Source organism: Micromonospora sp. NPDC049274, from assembly GCF_040678875.1.
Taxonomy (GTDB): domain Bacteria; phylum Actinomycetota; class Actinomycetes; order Mycobacteriales; family Micromonosporaceae; genus Micromonospora.
Genome location: NZ_JBFAQS010000015.1, coordinates 137296 through 154410, shown reverse-complemented (window position 1 = coordinate 154410; position 17115 = coordinate 137296). Strand labels below are relative to the sequence as shown.

General features: G+C 73.0%; 15 protein-coding genes. 2 read left to right on the top strand and 13 right to left on the bottom strand.

The annotated features are described in order from the left end of the window. Positions 1-47: 47 nt before the first annotated feature. From AB0K10_RS25355 to AB0K10_RS25320, 8 genes are all read right to left on the bottom strand, one after another. On the bottom strand, positions 48-1112 hold the full coding sequence (locus tag AB0K10_RS25355) for an LLM class flavin-dependent oxidoreductase (RefSeq protein ID WP_363687364.1): 1065 nt from the start codon (positions 1110-1112) through the stop codon (positions 48-50). A 76-nt stretch (positions 1113-1188) separates the two neighbouring features. Continuing rightward, a complete protein-coding gene (locus tag AB0K10_RS25350) occupies positions 1189-2418 on the bottom strand; it encodes a vanadium-dependent haloperoxidase (protein WP_363687362.1) in 1230 nt (409 codons plus the stop codon). A 62-nt stretch (positions 2419-2480) separates the two neighbouring features. After that, positions 2481-3542: an aldo/keto reductase gene (locus AB0K10_RS25345; protein ID WP_363687418.1), complete on the bottom strand. Its 1062-nt coding sequence runs from the start codon at positions 3540-3542 to the stop codon at positions 2481-2483. A gap of 24 nt (positions 3543-3566) precedes the next feature. Continuing rightward, the gene (locus AB0K10_RS25340) at positions 3567-4898 is read right to left on the bottom strand and encodes an LLM class flavin-dependent oxidoreductase (protein WP_363687360.1); all 1332 of its coding nucleotides are present in this window, start codon (positions 4896-4898) and stop codon (positions 3567-3569) included. A gap of 2 nt (positions 4899-4900) precedes the next feature. Further along, complete coding sequence (locus tag AB0K10_RS25335) at positions 4901-5638, bottom strand: ABC transporter ATP-binding protein (protein WP_363687358.1); 738 nt, start codon at positions 5636-5638, stop codon at positions 4901-4903. Next, on the bottom strand, positions 5614-6450 hold the full coding sequence (locus AB0K10_RS25330; RefSeq protein WP_363687356.1) for an ABC transporter permease: 837 nt from the start codon (positions 6448-6450) through the stop codon (positions 5614-5616). Before AB0K10_RS25330 ends, AB0K10_RS25335 begins: the two co-directional genes overlap by 25 nt. Beyond that, positions 6447-7511 carry an ABC transporter substrate-binding protein gene (locus AB0K10_RS25325; RefSeq protein WP_363687354.1) on the bottom strand — a complete coding sequence of 355 codons (1065 nt, stop codon included), beginning with the start codon at positions 7509-7511 and terminating at the stop codon, positions 6447-6449. The genes AB0K10_RS25330 and AB0K10_RS25325 overlap by 4 nt, the downstream gene beginning before the upstream one ends. Next, positions 7512-8024 (bottom strand): flavin reductase family protein, encoded by a 513-nt coding sequence (locus AB0K10_RS25320; RefSeq protein ID WP_363687352.1) that lies wholly within the window; start codon positions 8022-8024, stop codon positions 7512-7514. A gap of 428 nt (positions 8025-8452) precedes the next feature. On the opposite strand from AB0K10_RS25320, the gene AB0K10_RS25315 reads away from it, so the two are divergent. Further along, positions 8453-9502: a hypothetical protein gene (locus AB0K10_RS25315; RefSeq protein ID WP_363687350.1), complete on the top strand. Its 1050-nt coding sequence runs from the start codon at positions 8453-8455 to the stop codon at positions 9500-9502. 48 nt (positions 9503-9550) lie between these two features. On the opposite strand, the gene AB0K10_RS25310 is transcribed toward AB0K10_RS25315, so the two are convergent. Next, the gene (locus tag AB0K10_RS25310) at positions 9551-10411 is read right to left on the bottom strand and encodes an oxygenase MpaB family protein (RefSeq protein WP_363687348.1); all 861 of its coding nucleotides are present in this window, start codon (positions 10409-10411) and stop codon (positions 9551-9553) included. 78 nt (positions 10412-10489) lie between these two features. On the opposite strand from AB0K10_RS25310, the gene AB0K10_RS25305 reads away from it, so the two are divergent. Next, positions 10490-11206, top strand: coding sequence for a uridylate kinase (locus AB0K10_RS25305; RefSeq protein WP_363687346.1), 717 nt, complete (start codon positions 10490-10492; stop codon positions 11204-11206). Here AB0K10_RS25305 and AB0K10_RS25300 read toward each other — a convergent pair. The 4 genes from AB0K10_RS25300 to AB0K10_RS25285 are packed head-to-tail and all read right to left on the bottom strand — an operon-like array spanning position 11181 to position 17090. After that, positions 11181-13877, bottom strand: coding sequence for a bpX6 domain-containing protein (locus AB0K10_RS25300; RefSeq protein WP_363687344.1), 2697 nt, complete (start codon positions 13875-13877; stop codon positions 11181-11183). The genes AB0K10_RS25305 and AB0K10_RS25300 overlap by 26 nt on opposite strands. Further along, complete coding sequence (locus tag AB0K10_RS25295; RefSeq protein ID WP_363687342.1) at positions 13874-15541, bottom strand: hypothetical protein; 1668 nt, start codon at positions 15539-15541, stop codon at positions 13874-13876. The genes AB0K10_RS25300 and AB0K10_RS25295 overlap by 4 nt, the downstream gene beginning before the upstream one ends. After that, positions 15538-15948, bottom strand: coding sequence for a hypothetical protein (locus tag AB0K10_RS25290; protein ID WP_363687340.1), 411 nt, complete (start codon positions 15946-15948; stop codon positions 15538-15540). The genes AB0K10_RS25295 and AB0K10_RS25290 overlap by 4 nt, the downstream gene beginning before the upstream one ends. After that, the gene (locus tag AB0K10_RS25285) at positions 15945-17090 is read right to left on the bottom strand and encodes an AAA family ATPase (protein WP_363687416.1); all 1146 of its coding nucleotides are present in this window, start codon (positions 17088-17090) and stop codon (positions 15945-15947) included. Before AB0K10_RS25285 ends, AB0K10_RS25290 begins: the two co-directional genes overlap by 4 nt. Positions 17091-17115 lie beyond the last annotated feature (25 nt).

Here is a 17115-nt window from a genome sequence, read left to right as displayed (position 1 = left end):
GCCTCCCCGCACCGCGTCCAACGCTTCCGGCCCGCGGGCAGCCCGGCTCAGTCGCGCAGCAGCGGCAGCAGGTGGTCGCCCTGGCGTCTGATCTCCGGAAGGTAGGGCGTGTCGGAGAGCACGAAGTGGGTGACTCCCAGCGCCTGGTACCTCCGCAGCGACCTCGCCACATCCTCGGCGGAGCCGACCAGCCAGGTGGTGCCCGCGCCGCCGCCGCCGTACCTGCCGGGTGCGGTGTAGAGGTTGTCGTCGAGCACGTCACCGCGGGCGGCGAGGTCGAGCAGCCGCTGCTGACCGACGGCGGCCCGCCAGGTCCGGTCCCGCCCGGCGACGCCGTGGCCCGCGGCCATCTGTGCCACCTTGGCTTCGGCGTCGGCCCACGCCTGTTCGGTGGTGTCGCGCACCACAGTGGTGATCCGTAGCCCGAACTCCAGCGGGGCGTGCTCGCGCCCCAGCTTCTCGCCGAGCAGCCGGAGGCGCTCGATCCGCTCGGCAACGCCGTCGAGCGGCTCGCCCCAGAAGAGTTGGACGTCGGCCTCGGTGGCGGCCACCTCCTCGGCGGCGGGGGAGGCGCCACCGAAGTAGAGCCGGGGATGCCGGCGATCGCCTCGGACGACCGGCCGCAGCGCCACGGTGGAGCCGGTGACGCGGAAGTGCTCGCCCCGGTAGGTGACGTTCTCCTCGGTCCAGAGTCTGCGCACGAGCTGGAGGAACTCGCGGGTGCGGGCGTAGCGGTGGGCCTGGTCGCCCTCGCCGTCGCCGTACGCCGCCAGGTTGTCCTTGCCCGAGACGATGTTGATCAGGACGCGGCCGCCGCTGAGGTGATCGAGCGTCGCGGCGGCGGAGGCGAAGTTGGCGGGCCGCCAGTAGCCCGGGCGGATCGCGATCAGCGGCTGGAACGTCGTCGTCCGGGCGGCCAGCGCGGTGGCGACGGTGAAGGTGTCGGGTCGTCCCCAGCCGGTGCCGAGGAGCGCGCCGTCCCACCCGTGTTCTTCAAGGGCTCGGGCGTGGCTGGTGAGGGTCTGCAGGCTGTTGTGGTGCTCGACGACGTCGTCGCCGCGATGGCCGGGCTCGACCTGATTCGGGATGTACCAGAGGAATTGAGCGCTCATCAGCGACGGCCTTCCTGGAGGTGGAACCGGGCGTGGCCGGCGGGGCGGCGACGTGCCGCCCCGCCGGTGCGCAGGATCAGGCGAACAGGCGGGCCGCGGTGCGGACGGTGTGCGCGGCGACGTCCCGGCCGAGCCGGACGCCGGCCTCGTCGGCCGTACGGGTGTGGATTCCCGACCACACGCGGGCGTCGATGTTGTCCTGCGTGGGCCGATGCCAGTCGGTGTAGGTGCGGGTGACGCCGGGTTGGGTGGGGCTGGAGATGGTGTACGCCTCCCGTGCCCGGGCCCCGGTCAGGGCGGTGAGCACCCCTTCGGCGGCCCCGGCGTAGGTGTTGTGCCCGCTGGGATAGTCCGGGTGAGCGGGGGTGTCGTGCAGCGGCGTCCAGCCGGGGTCGCCGTCGGCCCGGATCGCGGTGACCGGCCGCCAGCGCAGGTAGGCGTACTTGGTGTCGGAGGTCGCGATCTGGGTGTCGACGAGGGCGACGTGGAAGACGGCCACGAGAGCCGCCCGCCCGGCGGTCGATCGGGGGGACTGGGCGAGTGCGGCGCGGAGGATGCCTGTGTAGAGGGTCAGCGAGGAGCCGAGCCAGAACGTCGCCGTGTCGGTCTGCCGCGGTGTGCGTACCGTGCTGTCGGCCGCGCCGTAGGCCCGGACCTCGGCGATGTCGGCGCGGTAGCGCGCCGATCCCAGCGTCGGCGGCGGCCCGAGGCGGTACCGGTCCGCGCGGTCGAGCAGGAACGGCGTGGCGAACCGGTTTCCGGCCTGTTGGGCGGCAGTGAAGCTCGGTGGGGTGGGCTGCCAGATCCCCGGTGCGGCCGGGGGAGCGGGGTAGGGCGTGTTGACGGAGGCGGGGTCGAGCCCGTCGCCGGACCGCTCGGCGACTAGCGAGAGGGCTTCGCGCTGGCCGGCGGCGTGCCCACGGTCCTTGGCGCGGCCGTCGGGGATCCGGTCGAGCGTGGTGCGCAGCGCCGCGTCGAGCGTGGGCGTGGCGTCCGGGATCAGGGCGCTCAGCGCGGTGTGCACGGCGGACGCCAGCGCGGCGTCCTGGTAGGCAGGCGAGGCGGGCGCGGTCCGGACCGCGCGGGCCGCGGCGAGCCAGCTGATCGCCCACGCGCGGTTGTTTGTCACCTGCGGTCGGGTGCCGGTCGCGACGGCGGTCGCGGTGACGTCGTACCACTCGAGGGTGGTGTCGATCGCGGCGGTGGCGGCGGTGGCCGGCGCGGCGAGGGAGATGCCGGCGGTCAGCGCGGCGGCGGCGATCCCGGCCGCGCCGCGGCGCCAGCCACGACGGGTGAGCAGGGCCATGGTGGGGGTTTTCCTTTCGGAGGTTCGGTGCGGGGTCGGCGTGGTTTGTGCCGGTCCGTCGCTCACGGGGTCACCCGGGCCGGCGGCGTCGACGACCCGCCGCGACGGCGGTACGCCGGATCGGTCAGCGCGGGCGGCTGGTAGCCGGCGTCGGCGGGGTTGAGCGTGGTGCCGGGCGCGACGATGGCGTCGATGCGGTCCAGCACGTCCGCGGACAGCGTCACCTTCGTGGCGCCGAGCTGGGACTCCAGGTGCGCCAGGGTGCGCGGCCCGATGATCGCCGACGTGACCGCCGGGTGCTCCAGGACGAACGCGATCGCCAGGTGGATCAGGGACAGCCCGGCCTCGTCGGCGAGGGCGGACAGCTTCTCGACGGCGACCAGCTTGGCGGCGTTGGCCGGCAGTCGCGGATCGAACCGGGCCGGGAGCCGGTCGGCGCGGCGGGAGATCGGGGCGTCGAGCCCCGCGTGGTAGCGCCCGGACAGCCAGCCGCCGGCCAGTGGGCTCCACGGGATCACCGCCAGGCCGTGGCGCTGGGCGACGGGCAGGACTTCGCGTTCCACACCACGGGCCAGGATGGAGTACGGGGGCTGTTCGCTAACCACCCGCTCCCGGCCGCGCCGCTGCGCGATCCACTGGCCCTCCACGATGGCCGACGGCTCGAACGTGGAGGTGCCGAGGTAGCGGATCTTGCCCTGGCGTACCAGGTCGGTGAGGGCGCCCAGCGTCTCGTCGAAGTCCGTGCCCGGCTCCGGCCGGTGCGCCTGATACAGGTCGATCCAGTCGGTGCGCAGGCGGCGCAGGCTGTTGTCCACCGCGCGGACGATCCAGCGGCGGGAGTTGCCCCGGTGCTGCGGATTGTCGCCGACCTGGCCGTGGAACTTGGTGGCGAGGAAGACGTCCTCGCGTCGCCCACCGGCGAGCGCCTTGCCCACGATCTCCTCCGACTCACCGTCGGAGTAGACGTCCGCGGTGTCGATCGAGGTGATGCCCTCGTCGAGTGCCCGGTGGATGATCCGGATGCTGTCCTCGTGGTCCGGGTTGCCCCGTTGACCGAAGTTCATCGCGCCCAGCGTGAGCGCGCTGACCCGTACGCCGGTGTGCCCGAAGGGCCTGTGGTCCACCATCGATTGTCCTCTCGAGTGACGTCAGCGAGCGGTCGCGGCGAGTTGCCGCGCGTGCTGGTTGGCCGGGCGGGGCAGGCCGTAGTGATCCCGCAGGGTCGTGCCGGTGTACTCGGTACGGAACAGCCCGCGCCGTTGCAGGAGGGGCACGACGTGGTCGACGAAGACCTCCAGCCCGGACGGCAGCACCGGCGGCATGATGTTGAAGCCGTCCGCCGCGCCGGCGCGGTACCACTCCTCGATGGCATCGGCGACCTGCTCGGGAGTGCCGGCGAAGGTGCGGTGACCGCGTCCGCCGCCGAGCCGACCGATCAACTGGCGTACGGTCAGCCGCTCCCGCCGGGCCAGGCCGACGATGAGCGTGTACCGGCTCTTCGCGCCCTCGATCTCGTCCTCGCTGGGCAGGTCGACGGGGAGTTCCTTGTCCAGGTCGAGGTCCTCCGGCGTGACCCGCAGGGTGGTGGCGAGCTGCTGCCGGGCGTACTCGGGTTTGATCAGCCGGTCCAGCTCGTCCTCCAGCGCGCGGGCCTCCGCCTCGGTGGACCCGATCGCCGGCACGATGCCGGGAAGGATCTTGATGGTCTGCGGATCGCGGCCCGCCTGGGCGGCGCGTTGCTTGAGGTCGCGGTAGAAGGCCTGCGCCTCGGTGAGGGTCTGCTGGGCGGTGAAGACGGCCTCGGCGTAGCGGGCCGCCAACTCCTTGCCGTCCTCGGACGACCCGGCCTGCACCAGCAGCGGGTAGCCCTGCGGTGAGCGGGGGACGTTGAGCGCGCCGGCGACCCGGAAGTGCCGTCCCACGTGCTCCGGCGGATAGAGCAGGTCGTCGTCGCCCCACCGCCCGGCCTCCTTGTCACCGAGCGGCGCGCGGTCGTCCCAGCTGTCCCAGAGCTTGCGCGACACCTCGATGAACTCGGCGGCCCGCTCGTACCGCTCCCGGTGGGCGGGCAGCGCGTCCAGGTTGAAGTTGCGGGCCGCCTGTTCGCCGGCCGTGGTGACGATGTTCCAGCCGGCCCGGCCGCCGCTGACGTGGTCCAGCGACGCGAACCGGCGGGCCAGGTTGAACGGCTCGTTGTACGTCGTCGAGGCGGTCGCGATCAGCCCGATGTGGCTGGTCGCGCCGGCCAGCGCGGTGAGCAGCACTGTCGGTTCGAGGGTGCCGCCCGGCCGCCGGCCGATGCTGTTCCAAAGCACCGGGCTGTCGGCGAGGAAGAGCGAGTCGAGTTTGCCGCGCTCGGCGATGCGGGCCAGGCGCGTGAAGTGCGCGACGTCGGTCTGCGCGAACGGATCGCTCTGCGGGAGCCGCCAGGCCGCCTCGTGGTGGCCGACACCCATCAGGAACGCGTTGAGGTGCAGCATGGTCATCCTTCCGTCGGGTCGACGCCGAGCGCCCGCAACAGGGACTCCCGGTAGGCGAGGAACTGCGGCTGCCGGTGCGAGCGCGGCGTCGGCAGGTCGATGGCGAGGTCGATCGCGATGCGGCCCGCGTCGAGCAGCAACACCCGGTCGGCGAGCGTGACGGCCTCGTCGACGTCGTGCGTGACGAGCAGCACCGCCGGCCGGTGCCGGGTGCACAGTTCGCGCAGCAGGCCGTGCATGCGCAGCCGGGTCAGCGCGTCCAGCGCGCCGAACGGTTCGTCGGCCAGCAGCAGCTCCGGCTCGGACACCAGGGCCCGGGCCAGCGCCACCCGCTGCTGCTCGCCACCGGAGAGCTCGCTGGGCCAGGCCCGTTCCCGGCCGGCGAGCCCGACCTCGGCGAGGGCCGCGCGGCCGCGACCGGGTGCGTCCGGCCCGCGCAGGCCGAGGATGACGTTGTCCAGGACGCGTTGCCACGGCAGCAGCCGGGCGTCCTGGAAGACGACCGAGGAGTTCTCCGGTACGTCGACGACACCCGCACCGGTCCGGTCGTCGTCCAGGCCGGCGAGCGCCCGCAGCAGGGTGCTCTTGCCCGAGCCGCTGCGTCCCAGCAGCGCCACGAACTCCCCGGCGCCGATCTCCACATCGAGGTCGTCCAGCACGGTCCGGTCGCCGAAACCGCGCACCAGCCCCTGGACCCGTACCGGTCGGGTTCCGGTCAGTCCGCCAACGTGCGTCGCCACGACAGCGTCCTCCTCTGCACGAGTCGGACGAGACCGTCGGACAACAGCCCGAGCAGCCCGTACAGGACGAGCCCGACGATGATCACGTCGGTCTGGCCGTACTGACGGGCCAGGTCCATCATGTAGCCGATGCCGCTCGTCGAGTTGATCTGCTCGACCACCACGAGGGCCAACCAGGCGCCCACGACCGCGAACCGCATGCCCAGCAGGAAGCCGGGGAGCGCGCCGGGCAACACGATGCGGCGCAGGAAGACGGCCCGCGACAGGCGCAGGGAGTCGCCCAGCTCGACATAGCGGCTGTCGATGGTGCGCAGCCCGTTGTGGGTGTGGATGTAGACGGGCACCAGCACGCCGAGCATGATCGTGGTGACCTTCATCTGCTCACCGATGCCGAGCCAGAGGATGAGCAGCGGCACCAGCGCGAGGGCCGGGATGGCCCGCTTGATCTGGATCGGGCCGTCGAGGATCGCCTCACCCCATCTGCTCAGCCCCGCGACCAGGGCCAGCAGCGTGCCGATCACGGTGCCGAAGGCCAGGCCGAGCGCGGCCCGCTGGGCCGACACGGTGAGGTTGTCCTGCAGGCGGCCGTCCGCGATGAGGTCACCGGCCGTCGTCACCACGGTCCACGGCGCCGAGAAGGTACGCGGGTCGAGCCAGCCGGTCGCCGAGCCGGCCGTCCATCCGGCCAGCAACAACAGCGGACCGAGCGCCGACCCGAACGGGATGGGGCGGCCCGGCCTGAGCCGGCGCCTCGGCTTGCGCGTGGGGGTGGCCGTCGTGGTGTGGGGTCGGGTGAGGAGGGAGGCGGTCATCGGGCGCCTCCGGGGGCGAGCGCGTCGGCGGCGACCGACTCGTACCGCCTGTCGTACAGGTCCTCGGCCCGCAGTGGCTTGTTGCCGGTCTCCTTCGCCAGCAGGTCGATCGTCTCCTGATGCCGGGCGATGGACTCGGTCCAGGTCGGCGGGATGTCGGCCACGCCGGCGTTCTCCACCAACCACCTGCCGTCGTCGGCGGTGAGGCCCTGGTTCTTGACGTAGTACCTGTCGATCCACTCCTGCGGGTTGGCCTCCCGCCACCGCCAGGCCCGCGCCCACGCAGCCACGTACTCCTGGATCGCTGCGGCCTTCGCCGGGTCGGCGAGCACGGTGACAGGTGCGTACAGGTGACCGGGGTCGTCGCGCAGGCCGTGCGGGATCGTGGTGGCGCCGTCGCGGGCGTACTTCGCCGCGTACCGCGGGATCTGCACCCCGCCGAGCGGCGCCACCTCGACCTGGCGGCTGGCGAGCGCCGTCGCGTAGGTGTCGTCGGTGCTGGGCAGCTCGACGAGCTTGACGTCCCGCTTGCTCAGCCCGGCCTGGTGCAGGACCCGCAGCACCAGCGCGCCCTGCGCCTGCCCGGGGCTGTACGCGATCTTCTTGCCGCGGACGTCGGCGAGGGTGGTGACGGCGACCCCGGGGGCGACGCCCAGCCGGTAGATGGCGTGGTTCAGCGGGTCCTGGCGGAACTTGGAGGCGACGATCTTCGTGGGTATGCCGGTCCAGTGGGAGTGGATCGGTGGGATGTCAGCGACGGCCCCGATGTCCAGGGCCTTCGCACGGAACGCCTCCAGGGTCTGCGGACCGCCGCTGATGTTGGCGAACTCCACCTGGAACGTGAACTTCTCCACCTCGCCGGAGTACTCCAGTGCCTTCTGGTGCTCCTTGTCGCCCACGACCAGCTTCGTGCCCTTCGGCACGGATTCCGGCAGCGGCGCGCCGGCGGCCAGCGCGGCCTTCGGCGTCTCCTCGCCGGCGCAGGCGGTCAGGCCCAGCGCGACGGCGCCGAGGGTGGCCGACAGGAACGCGCGGCGATCGACATGGCGTGACGACTTCACTTACGACTCCTTCGTGGACGGTTGCAGGGCGGCGTACCGCCCCATGTGGTAGAGCAGCGGGGCGCCGTCGCCGTGACCACTGGTCACCGGTTCGGCGAGCACGATCGCGTGATCACCGGCGAGCACCCGCTCGGTCACCCGGCACAGCAGCCAGGCGACCGGCTGGTCGAGCAGTGGCACTCCGTACGGGCCGGGCCGCCAGCCGGAGTGCGCGGCGAAGCGGTCGATGCCGCTGGTGGCGAACGTGCGCGCGACCTCCCGCTGCTCGGCGCCGAGCAGGTGCACCGCGACGTGCTCCGCGCCTGCGACGGTCGGCCAACTCGACGACGACCGGGCGAGGCAGAACGACACCAGCGGCGGGCGCAGGGACACCGACGTGAACGACGTGGCGGTGAACCCGACCGGTGGGTCTCCCGCGGCGGTGATCACGGTGACCGATGCGGCCTGCCGGCGCAGCAGGGCACGGAAGGTGTCCGGATCGATGGTGGTGGCTGGTTCGGCGGTGACGGTCATGACGGTCCTCCTGGGCGGGAACGACCAGGGCGCGCGCTGTCCCCGGGCAGGCGGAGACCCGGCGCGGCGTCGAGCGGCCGTTGATGGGGTCGCGGACACGCTGCGGCTCGTCGTCGAGGCGACGGCGTGGCGACAGGGAGAAGTCAGGAACGCGTGGTCAGCGGCAGCAGCCGCGAGCGGTGGTCCAGCCACGGCAACATCCCCGCGACACCGCCACCGCGGTGCCGTCGAGGGGATTCAGCTGGCTGATCACGGCTCTCACGCTAACCAACTATTCCTACTGGGTAAATAGGATTTCAGACCCTGGGACGAACACGGGACCCGATCCGCGGGAGCCACCACCCGCCTTCGGCGGGTCAACCGTTCCCACCCGCCGCTGCTTTACTGTGCTCGGCTAGGCACGGGCGGGACGGTCGACGGGGCGTCAGATGGATCTGATCTTCGGCAGCATCGAGCGGGCCTTCGATCTGCTCCGACGACGCGTCCCCTGGCTCGCGCTACTGATCGCGGCCCTCGGCTGGCTGGCGGCGACGGCGGCCTTCACCTGGCTGACCCGGTTCGACTCGAACGGCAGGGCCTCGCTGGCCGTGCAGTGGTCGTCGGTAGCCTTCCTCGGACTGCCCCCACTCCTGCTGCTGCTGATCGTCGGTAAACGCGGCATCGCGGGCGTACCCCCGGTGGCCTGGCCGCTCGGCTTCGCGTCCACTGTGGTGGCCAGCGCCCTGATCGGGGTCATCTACGCCGGCAGCGGCCACGACGGCGGGTACGGCTGGGTGGTCTCGCTGTGGAGCTTCCTGTACGCCCAGCTGTTCGTCGTCATCGTCGCCACTGTCGACGAGCTGGTACGGCGGCGACGGTACGGCCCCGGCGGCTACCGGCACCCCGACGACGAACGTCGCACACGCCGTCGCCTGCTCCAGGTGAAGATGCTGATCGCGGCGGTCAGCCTGGTGACGGTCCTCGTCGGCCTCGGGGCGGACGGTTTCCTGAACCGACTCGGCGAAGCCGGCGATCTCCAGCTCGGCGGCTCCGGCACCCCGGTGGCCGGCATCGCCATCCTGCTCGTTCCGCTGCTCCTGCTGGCCCTGTTCGTCCGGCATCCCTGGACGGCCCGGGTGGCTGCCCTCGCCGCAGCCCTCACCGTCGGGCTCGCCCTGATCGCGCTCCCCGCGCGACAGCGTGCCGACACCGCCCTCCAGTACGGGTGGCTGGTCTGCACGGTCCTCTACCTACTGCTCAAGGCCGCCAACCGGGAGTACTGGCCGGCGTGGCCGCCCTCGGCGTACGCACCCGGGACGCCCGCCTTCCCGGGACCGTCGAGGTCGACCGGAGGCGCACCACAGGTGCCGCCTGCCGTCTCCCCTGGGACCGGGCAGCAGGCCGCCGCCGGCAACCAGAGCGCCGACGTGGTCTGGATCGTGGTCTCCGTCCTGGTCTACGTGGTGGCCTGCTGCGGTGGCGGCTTCCTCCAGGGATGACGGTCTCGGTCTCGGCGGAAGGCGCTCACATCGGTCTACCGTTCCCCGCTACTCGGGGGCGCGATCGTGGTGCGGGCCGAGGTGGCTGATCTCGTACCCGTCGGGGTAGCTCCTGGTGCTGATGCCCTCGGCGAACAGCGGGGTCACGCGCGGCGATCCGCACCACCGTTGCAGCCGCGAGCGCGTCTTCAGCGCCGCGTGCAGGCCGGCCCGGACCGGCCACGGTGGCGTGTCGACCCGCGTCGCGCGTCGCAGCGGCGCGTCGTACATGGCGCTGACCAGGGCGTTTCCCAGGGGCGCGAGCGGCCGGGGAAGTCGGGCGAGCATCAGCATGCGGGTGGCCCGCTCGATGGCCGCTGCGTCCTCGTTGGGCTGCAGGTGAGCCGCGTCGTGGGCGTCGAACCAGGTCTCGAACTCGGCGTACGACCCGGGGATGTCCGTGATGCCCATCCGTCGCCCGAGCTCGCGGTAGAACAGGTACGTCGCCTGCCGCTCGTGGCAGCAGGGCGGACGCCAGCCGTACGTCTGCAACCACCGCGTCGGGATCACCACCAGGCAGCCGAGGACGTAGCGGAAGTCGTCGTTGCCGATGTCGTACGGGCGGTGGATCTGGTTGACGCGGCGCAGCGCGTCGCGGCCACGGGGTTTGTCGAAACCGTTGAGCACCATCTCGTACATCAGCAGGCCGGTGTCGTCGATGCGCTTCTGCGTGCGGTCGGTCAGCTCGCCGGTGGCGGTGTGCACGGCGGCGATGGCGGGGACGGAGAAGGATCGGTTGAAGGCGAGGTTGAGCCCGAGCTTCATGTCCCACGGGAACTCGTGGCGCAGCATGGTCTGGTAGATGTCCAGGTAGTCGCGCTGCGGGTCCAGCGCGCGGATCCGCGTGAGGTTGTCGTAGCGGCCTCTCATCGGCGGTCGTCTCCAGACATCGGCACGGAACGTGAGTGTAAACTCACCCGGGTTCGCAGCGCAGATGAGCGGGGTGGCATGGCACACGGCACCGGGGGTGAGGTGCTCGGCCGCCTGGCCGACGCGGTCGGAGCCGTCGCCGTCGCGCACCCGACGCGGGTCGCCATCGACGGACCACCCGCCGCCGGCAAGACCACCCTCGCCGACGAGCTGGCCGGCATCCTGCGCGACCGGGGCCGCGACGTCATCCGTGCCACGATCGACGATTTCCTCTTCCCCCGGGCGCAGCGCTATCGGCGCGGCGAGTACTCGGCCGAAGGCTGCTACGTCGACACCCACGATCACGGGGCGCTGAACCGGGTTCTGCTGGACCCGCTCGGCCCGGGTGGAGACCGACGCTTCCAACCCGCCGTCTACGACCACACCGCGGATGCCGTGGTGTCCCCGCCGGTCACGACCGCCCCGGCCGACGCGGTGCTGCTCTTCGACGGCGTCTTCCTCATGCGCCCGGAACTGATCGATCGGTGGGACCTGCGCGTCTTCGTGTCGACCGCGCTCGACGCGACAGTGGATCGTGCCGTGGTCCGCGAGCGTCGGGTGTCGTCCCGGGTCGAGGTCGAACGGCGCTGGCGTGAGCGCTACATCCCCGCGCAGCAGCTCTACAACGCGACGGTCCGCCCGATCGATCACGTCGACATCATCGTGCGCAACGACGACCCCCAACGGCCGGTCTGGGAGGCAGGGCCGGCCAGGGGCTTTGACACAGGTCCTAGAGGCGGGTCCGCAGCCGGGTGACCGCCTGGCCGCGCACGCGGTCGATGACCACCAACCTGCCGTTCTGCTCCCAGACGGTCAGGGCGCCGGCGTGCTCCCGCAGGCCGATCGCGCCGACGGCCTGTGGAAAGACGACGCGGAGGGCGCCGTCGGCGGTCTCCACTGTGGTGTCGAACGGGCCGTCGAGCCGCAGAGCCGACAACCCGCCGCTGGCCAGCAGCGTCGGCTTCGCGTCCAGGGTCAGCCCGGCCGCACCGTGCCCCGTGACGTGATAGGTGTCGGCGTGCTCGTCGTGACGGGTCGTCACCAGCGTCGAGGACGCGAGCACACCGGCGCTGCTGAGGCCGTCGAGGTCGACGACTCGACGGTCGCGCAACATGAGCGAGGGCAGGCTCCAGCGCCACACCTCGGTGCTCACCGCGCCGGAGCCCGGCTGGTGGGTGAGCCGGACCAGTGCGGCGAGGCTGGTGGGGCTCCGGGCGACGTCCAGCACCACGCTGCCGGCGTCCAGCTCGCGCCAGGCGACGCGGGGGGCGTCGGCCGTCAGGTCGACGAATGCGAGGCCGTCGTCGTCGACGACGGTGACGAGCGCGCCGTCATAGCTGGGCAGCACCCGGTGCGCGGCGACGGCGACCGGCGGCCGCAGCCGCCGCGTGCTCAGATCCAGGACGCGGAGTTCACTGGAGGGACCGCGCCGCGCGACGAGCAGGAGGTTGGCGCCGTGATCGGCGACCACGAGCTGATGCGCGGGTACGTCCCACCTGGCGCGGGTCCGGCCGTCCAGGCCGATGAGGCGTACGCCGAAGTCGCCGTGCGCGGTCAGGATGGTCCGGCCGGACAACAGGACCGCGTCGTGCAGCGGCAGTTGTCCGGCCTCGCCGGCCGCCGTGATGTCGACCCGGCCGCCCCGCGCGGGCGTCCGTCCCACCGGCAGCGGTGGCAGGTCGGTGGCGGCCAGCCGGTCTGCCCGGTTGCGGAGCCGGCCCGCGATCCGACGGCGTTCGCCGGCATCCCCGTCGGGATCGTCGGCTGCCTCACGGACCAGGAGCCGCAGCGCGGCGGTGCAGAGGTGACGGTCCCGGGCCTGGTCGGCGCAGCCCAGCTCGGCGAGCGCCGCCACGAAGCCGCCCCGTGCCGGCCCCAGCTCCGGGTCCCGGCCGTTCAGCAGCGCGACCGCGCTGGCCACGGTGTCGGCGTCCGGACGCCAGGTGACGAGATGCGCCAACAGGTGCCCCGCGGTGTGGCCGCCGAGCGCCATGCCGGCCTGGATGTTCGGCACCACGAGCGGGCGCAGCTCCTCGTCGGGCCAGGCCGCCTCGACGGCACCGACATGATCGTCGGCTGCCTGCCGTGCCCGTACCCACTCGGCGCGTAACTGGCGGGCCGCCTCGGCGTCGACGCGGGCCAGGCGCTCGACGGCCCCGGCGAATGCGCCCCGGGCCCGCGCCACCCGCAGCGCCCGGTCGCGGTCGCCCAGCTGCCACCACAGCCGCACCCCCAGGTCCGGATCGAGGTCCCGTCCCTCCGCGAGCAGGGCGGCGAGTCGGTACCTGCGGTGCCGCTCCAGCAGTGCGACCGCCGCGGCCGGCTGGTCGAGCAGATCCGCGAGGATGAACGCGGACTCCTCGACACGTCCGGCGCGGTCGAGCTCCGTGGCCGCCTGCTGGTAGAGCGTGCGCAGGTGCGCCTGGGCTCCGGCGTGGAGCGGGATCGCCGGCCCGCCCGCGAGATGGGGGTGCGGTAGGAGATCGCCGGTGCGTGGCCGGGGCAGCCGAAGTGTCGGGCGTCCGCCGCCGCCGCTCACCGAGATCGCCGCACGCAGGGCGGCGTCCCAGTCCCGGCGTTCGAATGCGGCGCTGAGCCGCCGGACGTAGCGGTGCTGCGCGTTGGTCGCCAGCCGGGCGGCGCTGATGGCCAGCACGAGTCGGGTGAGCAGCGCGCTCCACCGGCCACCCGACGACGTGCCGCGACCGGCCGGTGCGACGTCACCGCCCGTCGAGTGGGCATTGCCCGAGGCGATAGCCCCGGTCAGGCCGTACAGCAGAGCCGTCCCGGCGCCGATGACCACCGCCCGCAGCGGTGCCGCGACGAGCACGGCGAGACCGAACACGAGAAGCGCCGCGCCGACCGCGACGAGCTTCCCGGCGGCGGGGCCGGAGAGTCGAATTCGACGTGTCGGTGGGGTGGACGCGGCCAGCAGCCGGCGGGTCCGCCGCGGCGGCGACGCGACACCGGCCACCGCGCGCAGGTCGGGTGCGGGCGGGGGTGGTTGCCAGGGCGCTGGCGCCGCCGCCGCGACGACCGGGCGGTCCAGTGTCGTGAGTGGCTCGACACGCAGGCTGGTCAGGTCGATCCAGGAATCGCGGTCGACGGGTGCCAGGTCGGCCCGGCTGAGCCTGGTCGTCGCGCCCGCGCGCGGGATCAGCACGTCCCCGGGCTCGGCGTCCCCGGGGGTCGTGCCGCTGGGGTGCAGGACTCCGCCCGTGTCGACGAGGACGAGGCCGGGAGCCAGTTCCGCGCGTACCTCGATCGCCTGGTCGAACGTCAGAAGCCACGCGTCACCGGGCAGTTCGACAAGCGCCGCGCCGGGCTGCCAGGTCTCGACGACACGTCGCCGCGCCTCGGCCCACCCGATGAGGCGTACGTCGAGCAGAAAAGCGCGTGCCGGGAGTTGGCCACGGAACGCGCTCATCCGGTGCTCCGGACGGTGCGCAGGACGTGGTCCGCGGCGAGGTCGGCGATCTCGATCAGCCCGTCCGGGCGCGGTACGGCCAGCCAGGGCTCGCTCGGATGCAGTGCTGGCGCACCGGTTCCGCCCGACCAGCGGGTGAGTGTCCGGGTCCGATCCGGCGAGACGAGACGCACGACCAGGCCGCCACTGGACAGGGTCACCAACTGCGGGCCGTCGAGGTCGACCACGCCGATGACAGTGGTCTCCTCCGGAACCTGCACGTCGCCGACGTGGCCGGACGCGTCGTGGAGGCGCCAGGTGGTGGCGTCCAGCGACCAGGCGATCCTCGACCCGCCGCCGAGGACGACCTGGGCGCTGGCGGGAATCGGTGTCGTGCCGGTCAGTTCCGTGACCTCGAGGTGGGCGCCGGCCCGCCAGGCCACGCGGGGGACGTCGAGCTGCCTGCCGGGGGCGACCGTCACGTACGACGACAGCCGGTGGTTGCCCGTGGTGGACAGGCTCCACCAGCCGCCGCCGACCGCGCAGAGCAGGTCGCCACGCTGGAAGTGCAGTGGCGACAGTGCCCCTTCCGCAGCCCGCTCGACCTCGTCGGCCGATACGCCGACAGTCGCCAAGGGCACCGCGAGGTCCTGCAGCCGGCCCAGCGCCTTACCGATCACGACCACTCGTAGCGTCTCGTCGACGCAGGTCAGGACCACGAGCCGGCGACCCAACCAGGCGGCTGCCAGCGCCGGACCGGGCAGTTGATGTCGTCGCGGCCGTCCGGCCGGCACCCGGACCGAGACGACCTCGGTCGGGCCGTGGCCACGCGCGATCAGGTAGGGCGCGGCGCTCGGGAACGTCGGCACGCGCAGCGGACCGGCACCGGCGTCGACGCCGTCGGTGGCGTCGCGGAAGCCGCTGCCGCGCAGGACCCGCAGCGCGACCTCGCCGCGCGGCAGCGGGAGATCGAGGTGCCGTTCGCCGACGACGACCCGTACGACGCTCACCCCGTCGACGTCCCACTCCTGCTCGTGACTGACCAGCACCCGGCTGCGGTCGGGAAGGTGGTCGGCCAGGTGCGGCCCGGTCAGCAGCCACGCCTGATCGGCCGCGTCGAGATGCTCCAACCATTCCCGCACTGTCGACGGGCTCGGGTCGGCGGCGCGGCGGGCGGCCAGCCAGCCGGCGAGCTGGCTGCCCAGGTCACCGTCGCGCCAGTCGCCCGTCCGTTCACCGAGCAGTCCGATCACCAACGAGCGCCCCTGCGCTGCAGCCCGTCGATGCAGCACGACGAGCGCGGCGAGCTGGACCAGTCGGGCGGCGCCGAGCTGCCCCGGGCCGGTGTCGACGAGGGCGACCACCCGTCCACGCACAGCGGCGGCGCGTGTGGCCGGCGCCAGGTACAGCAACTCCCCGCCCGCGGCGCGGCGGACGAACTCGTCCGGTAGCTCCCGCATCAGCAGCAACTGCGACGGGAGCAGCCGCTCGATGGTGCCGCGGGACGCCAGCCCGGAGTATCCGTCGGGTTGGCCGTCGTCGGACGAGCCGTCCTCGGGCGCGGTGCACAGGTGGTCGATCTGACGGACCAGCGGACCCAGGGCGAGCGCCACGTCGCTCGTCAGAGTGGACAGCGCCGGCGCCCAGGGAGCCAGTGACGCCGGAAGGGTCAGGCGACCGGTCATGTCGACCCCAGCCGCGCGGGGTCGAGCGGCTCCCGGGGCAGCGGGCCGGCCAGGACCAGGCCGGGTAGCAGTGCGATCAGGCCGGCCTGCGGGTCGCTGTGGCGGCGCAGCGGCTCGCGCAGCAGGTCGGCGCACGGCGAGGGCTCGGCGAGCGTCGGCACCAGCACGCCACCGTCCCAGCCGAGGTAGACGGCCCCGTCGGCCCACGGCAGGTCCACCTGGTCGCCGAGCACGACCAGCCAGCTCTGGTCTCGCCCGGCGCAGGCGCGCAGGCGCGCGCCGGCGGCCACGCGTAGCAGCGTGTCCGTGCGCAGCCCGGCCACCACCGTCCCGGACGCGGCCACGGCTGCCGCGTCCAGCGGGGTGGCACGCCGATGCCACCGCAGCGGCAGCGGAGGTGTGCTCATGCCTGGATCGCGGCGACCAGGAGGCCGCGCGTGTCCTGTAGCGCCTGCGGGGCGTCGGCCAGGACGAACCCGGCGTCGATCTCCCGCAGCGTGGCTTCGACGCGCAACCGGTCGTCGTACGCCAACGGCCCGCTGCCCACCTCGTCGAGCAGGCGACGGCCGGTCTCGACCAGCCGGGCGGCACGCGCCTGCTGGCCCCGGGCGAACTCCTCCGCCGCGTACACCAGACTGCCGTTGCGTCCCTGCTCCACCAGGTCCGACAGCACGTCCCGGGCGGACGCCTGCGCGTCGAGGGTCGGCGCGATCAGTGGAAGCACCCAGAGGTCGTCGACGGTGGCCGCGGTGCGGCCGTCCAGTGCCGCCGCGGCGGCCACCAGACGCTGCGAGCGCACCGCCCGGCGGTCGCTGAGCGGCACACCCGCCTGCCGCATCCGACGGAGCGCGGCAGCCAGCGGGCCTCGTACACCGGTCAGGTCAGAGTCCCGGGCCGCGCGCGACAGGCGGTCCACCGCCGGCAGCAGTGATCCCACTGGATCGGACGGCCGGGAACCCGCGCCCCATCCCACCTCCAGCAGCTCGTCGAGTCGCGCGTCGACGACCGGAGTGACGAAGACGCGAGCCAGGAACCGGTCCGCGAACGCGGCGAGGGCTGGGTCGTCGGGCAGGCTGTTGGCGGCGCCGACGCAGACCCGCAGCGGGCACGACAGGTGCGTCGATCCGCGCCGGAACACCCGTTCGTTCAGAATCCCCAACAGGGTGTTGAGGACGGCCGTCGACCCGAGGAAGACCTCGTCCAGGAACGCCACCTCGGCCTCGGGCAGCATGCCCGCCGTCTCGAACTCCACCAACCCCTCACGCAGCCGGCGCAGGTCGACCGGGCCGAAGATCTCACTCGGCTCGGTGAATCGTCCGAGCAGGTACTCGAAGTACCGGCCGCCGAGCTGGTCGGCCGTTCGGCGTACGGCCTCGGACTTGGCGGTGCCCGGCGCGCCGATGACGAGCACGTGCTCGCCGGCGACCGCGCACAGCACGACGACCTCGGCGACCACCTCCCGGTCGACCAGACCGGTTCGTGCCCGCGCGATGGCGTCCCGCAGGACGCCGGCGTCCGTCGACAGGGGGGCAGGCTGTGTGGAGATCATCTGCACCGGCGAAGTCTACGGACAG

Coding starts and splice junctions, on each gene's coding strand:
- AB0K10_RS25355 (WP_363687364.1), bottom strand. CDS start 1,112: ATGAGCGCTCAATTCCTCTGGTACATCCCGAATCAGGTCGAGCCCGGC.
- AB0K10_RS25350 (WP_363687362.1), bottom strand. CDS start 2,418: ATGGCCCTGCTCACCCGTCGTGGCTGGCGCCGCGGCGCGGCCGGGATC.
- AB0K10_RS25340 (WP_363687360.1), bottom strand. CDS start 4,898: ATGCTGCACCTCAACGCGTTCCTGATGGGTGTCGGCCACCACGAGGCG.
- AB0K10_RS25330 (WP_363687356.1), bottom strand. CDS start 6,450: ATGACCGCCTCCCTCCTCACCCGACCCCACACCACGACGGCCACCCCC.
- AB0K10_RS25320 (WP_363687352.1), bottom strand. CDS start 8,024: ATGACCGTCACCGCCGAACCAGCCACCACCATCGATCCGGACACCTTC.
- AB0K10_RS25315 (WP_363687350.1), top strand. CDS start 8,453: ATGGATCTGATCTTCGGCAGCATCGAGCGGGCCTTCGATCTGCTCCGA.
- AB0K10_RS25310 (WP_363687348.1), bottom strand. CDS start 10,411: ATGAGAGGCCGCTACGACAACCTCACGCGGATCCGCGCGCTGGACCCG.
- AB0K10_RS25305 (WP_363687346.1), top strand. CDS start 10,490: ATGGCACACGGCACCGGGGGTGAGGTGCTCGGCCGCCTGGCCGACGCG.
- AB0K10_RS25300 (WP_363687344.1), bottom strand. CDS start 13,877: ATGAGCGCGTTCCGTGGCCAACTCCCGGCACGCGCTTTTCTGCTCGAC.
- AB0K10_RS25295 (WP_363687342.1), bottom strand. CDS start 15,541: ATGACCGGTCGCCTGACCCTTCCGGCGTCACTGGCTCCCTGGGCGCCG.
- AB0K10_RS25290 (WP_363687340.1), bottom strand. CDS start 15,948: ATGAGCACACCTCCGCTGCCGCTGCGGTGGCATCGGCGTGCCACCCCG.
- AB0K10_RS25285 (WP_363687416.1), bottom strand. CDS start 17,090: ATGATCTCCACACAGCCTGCCCCCCTGTCGACGGACGCCGGCGTCCTG.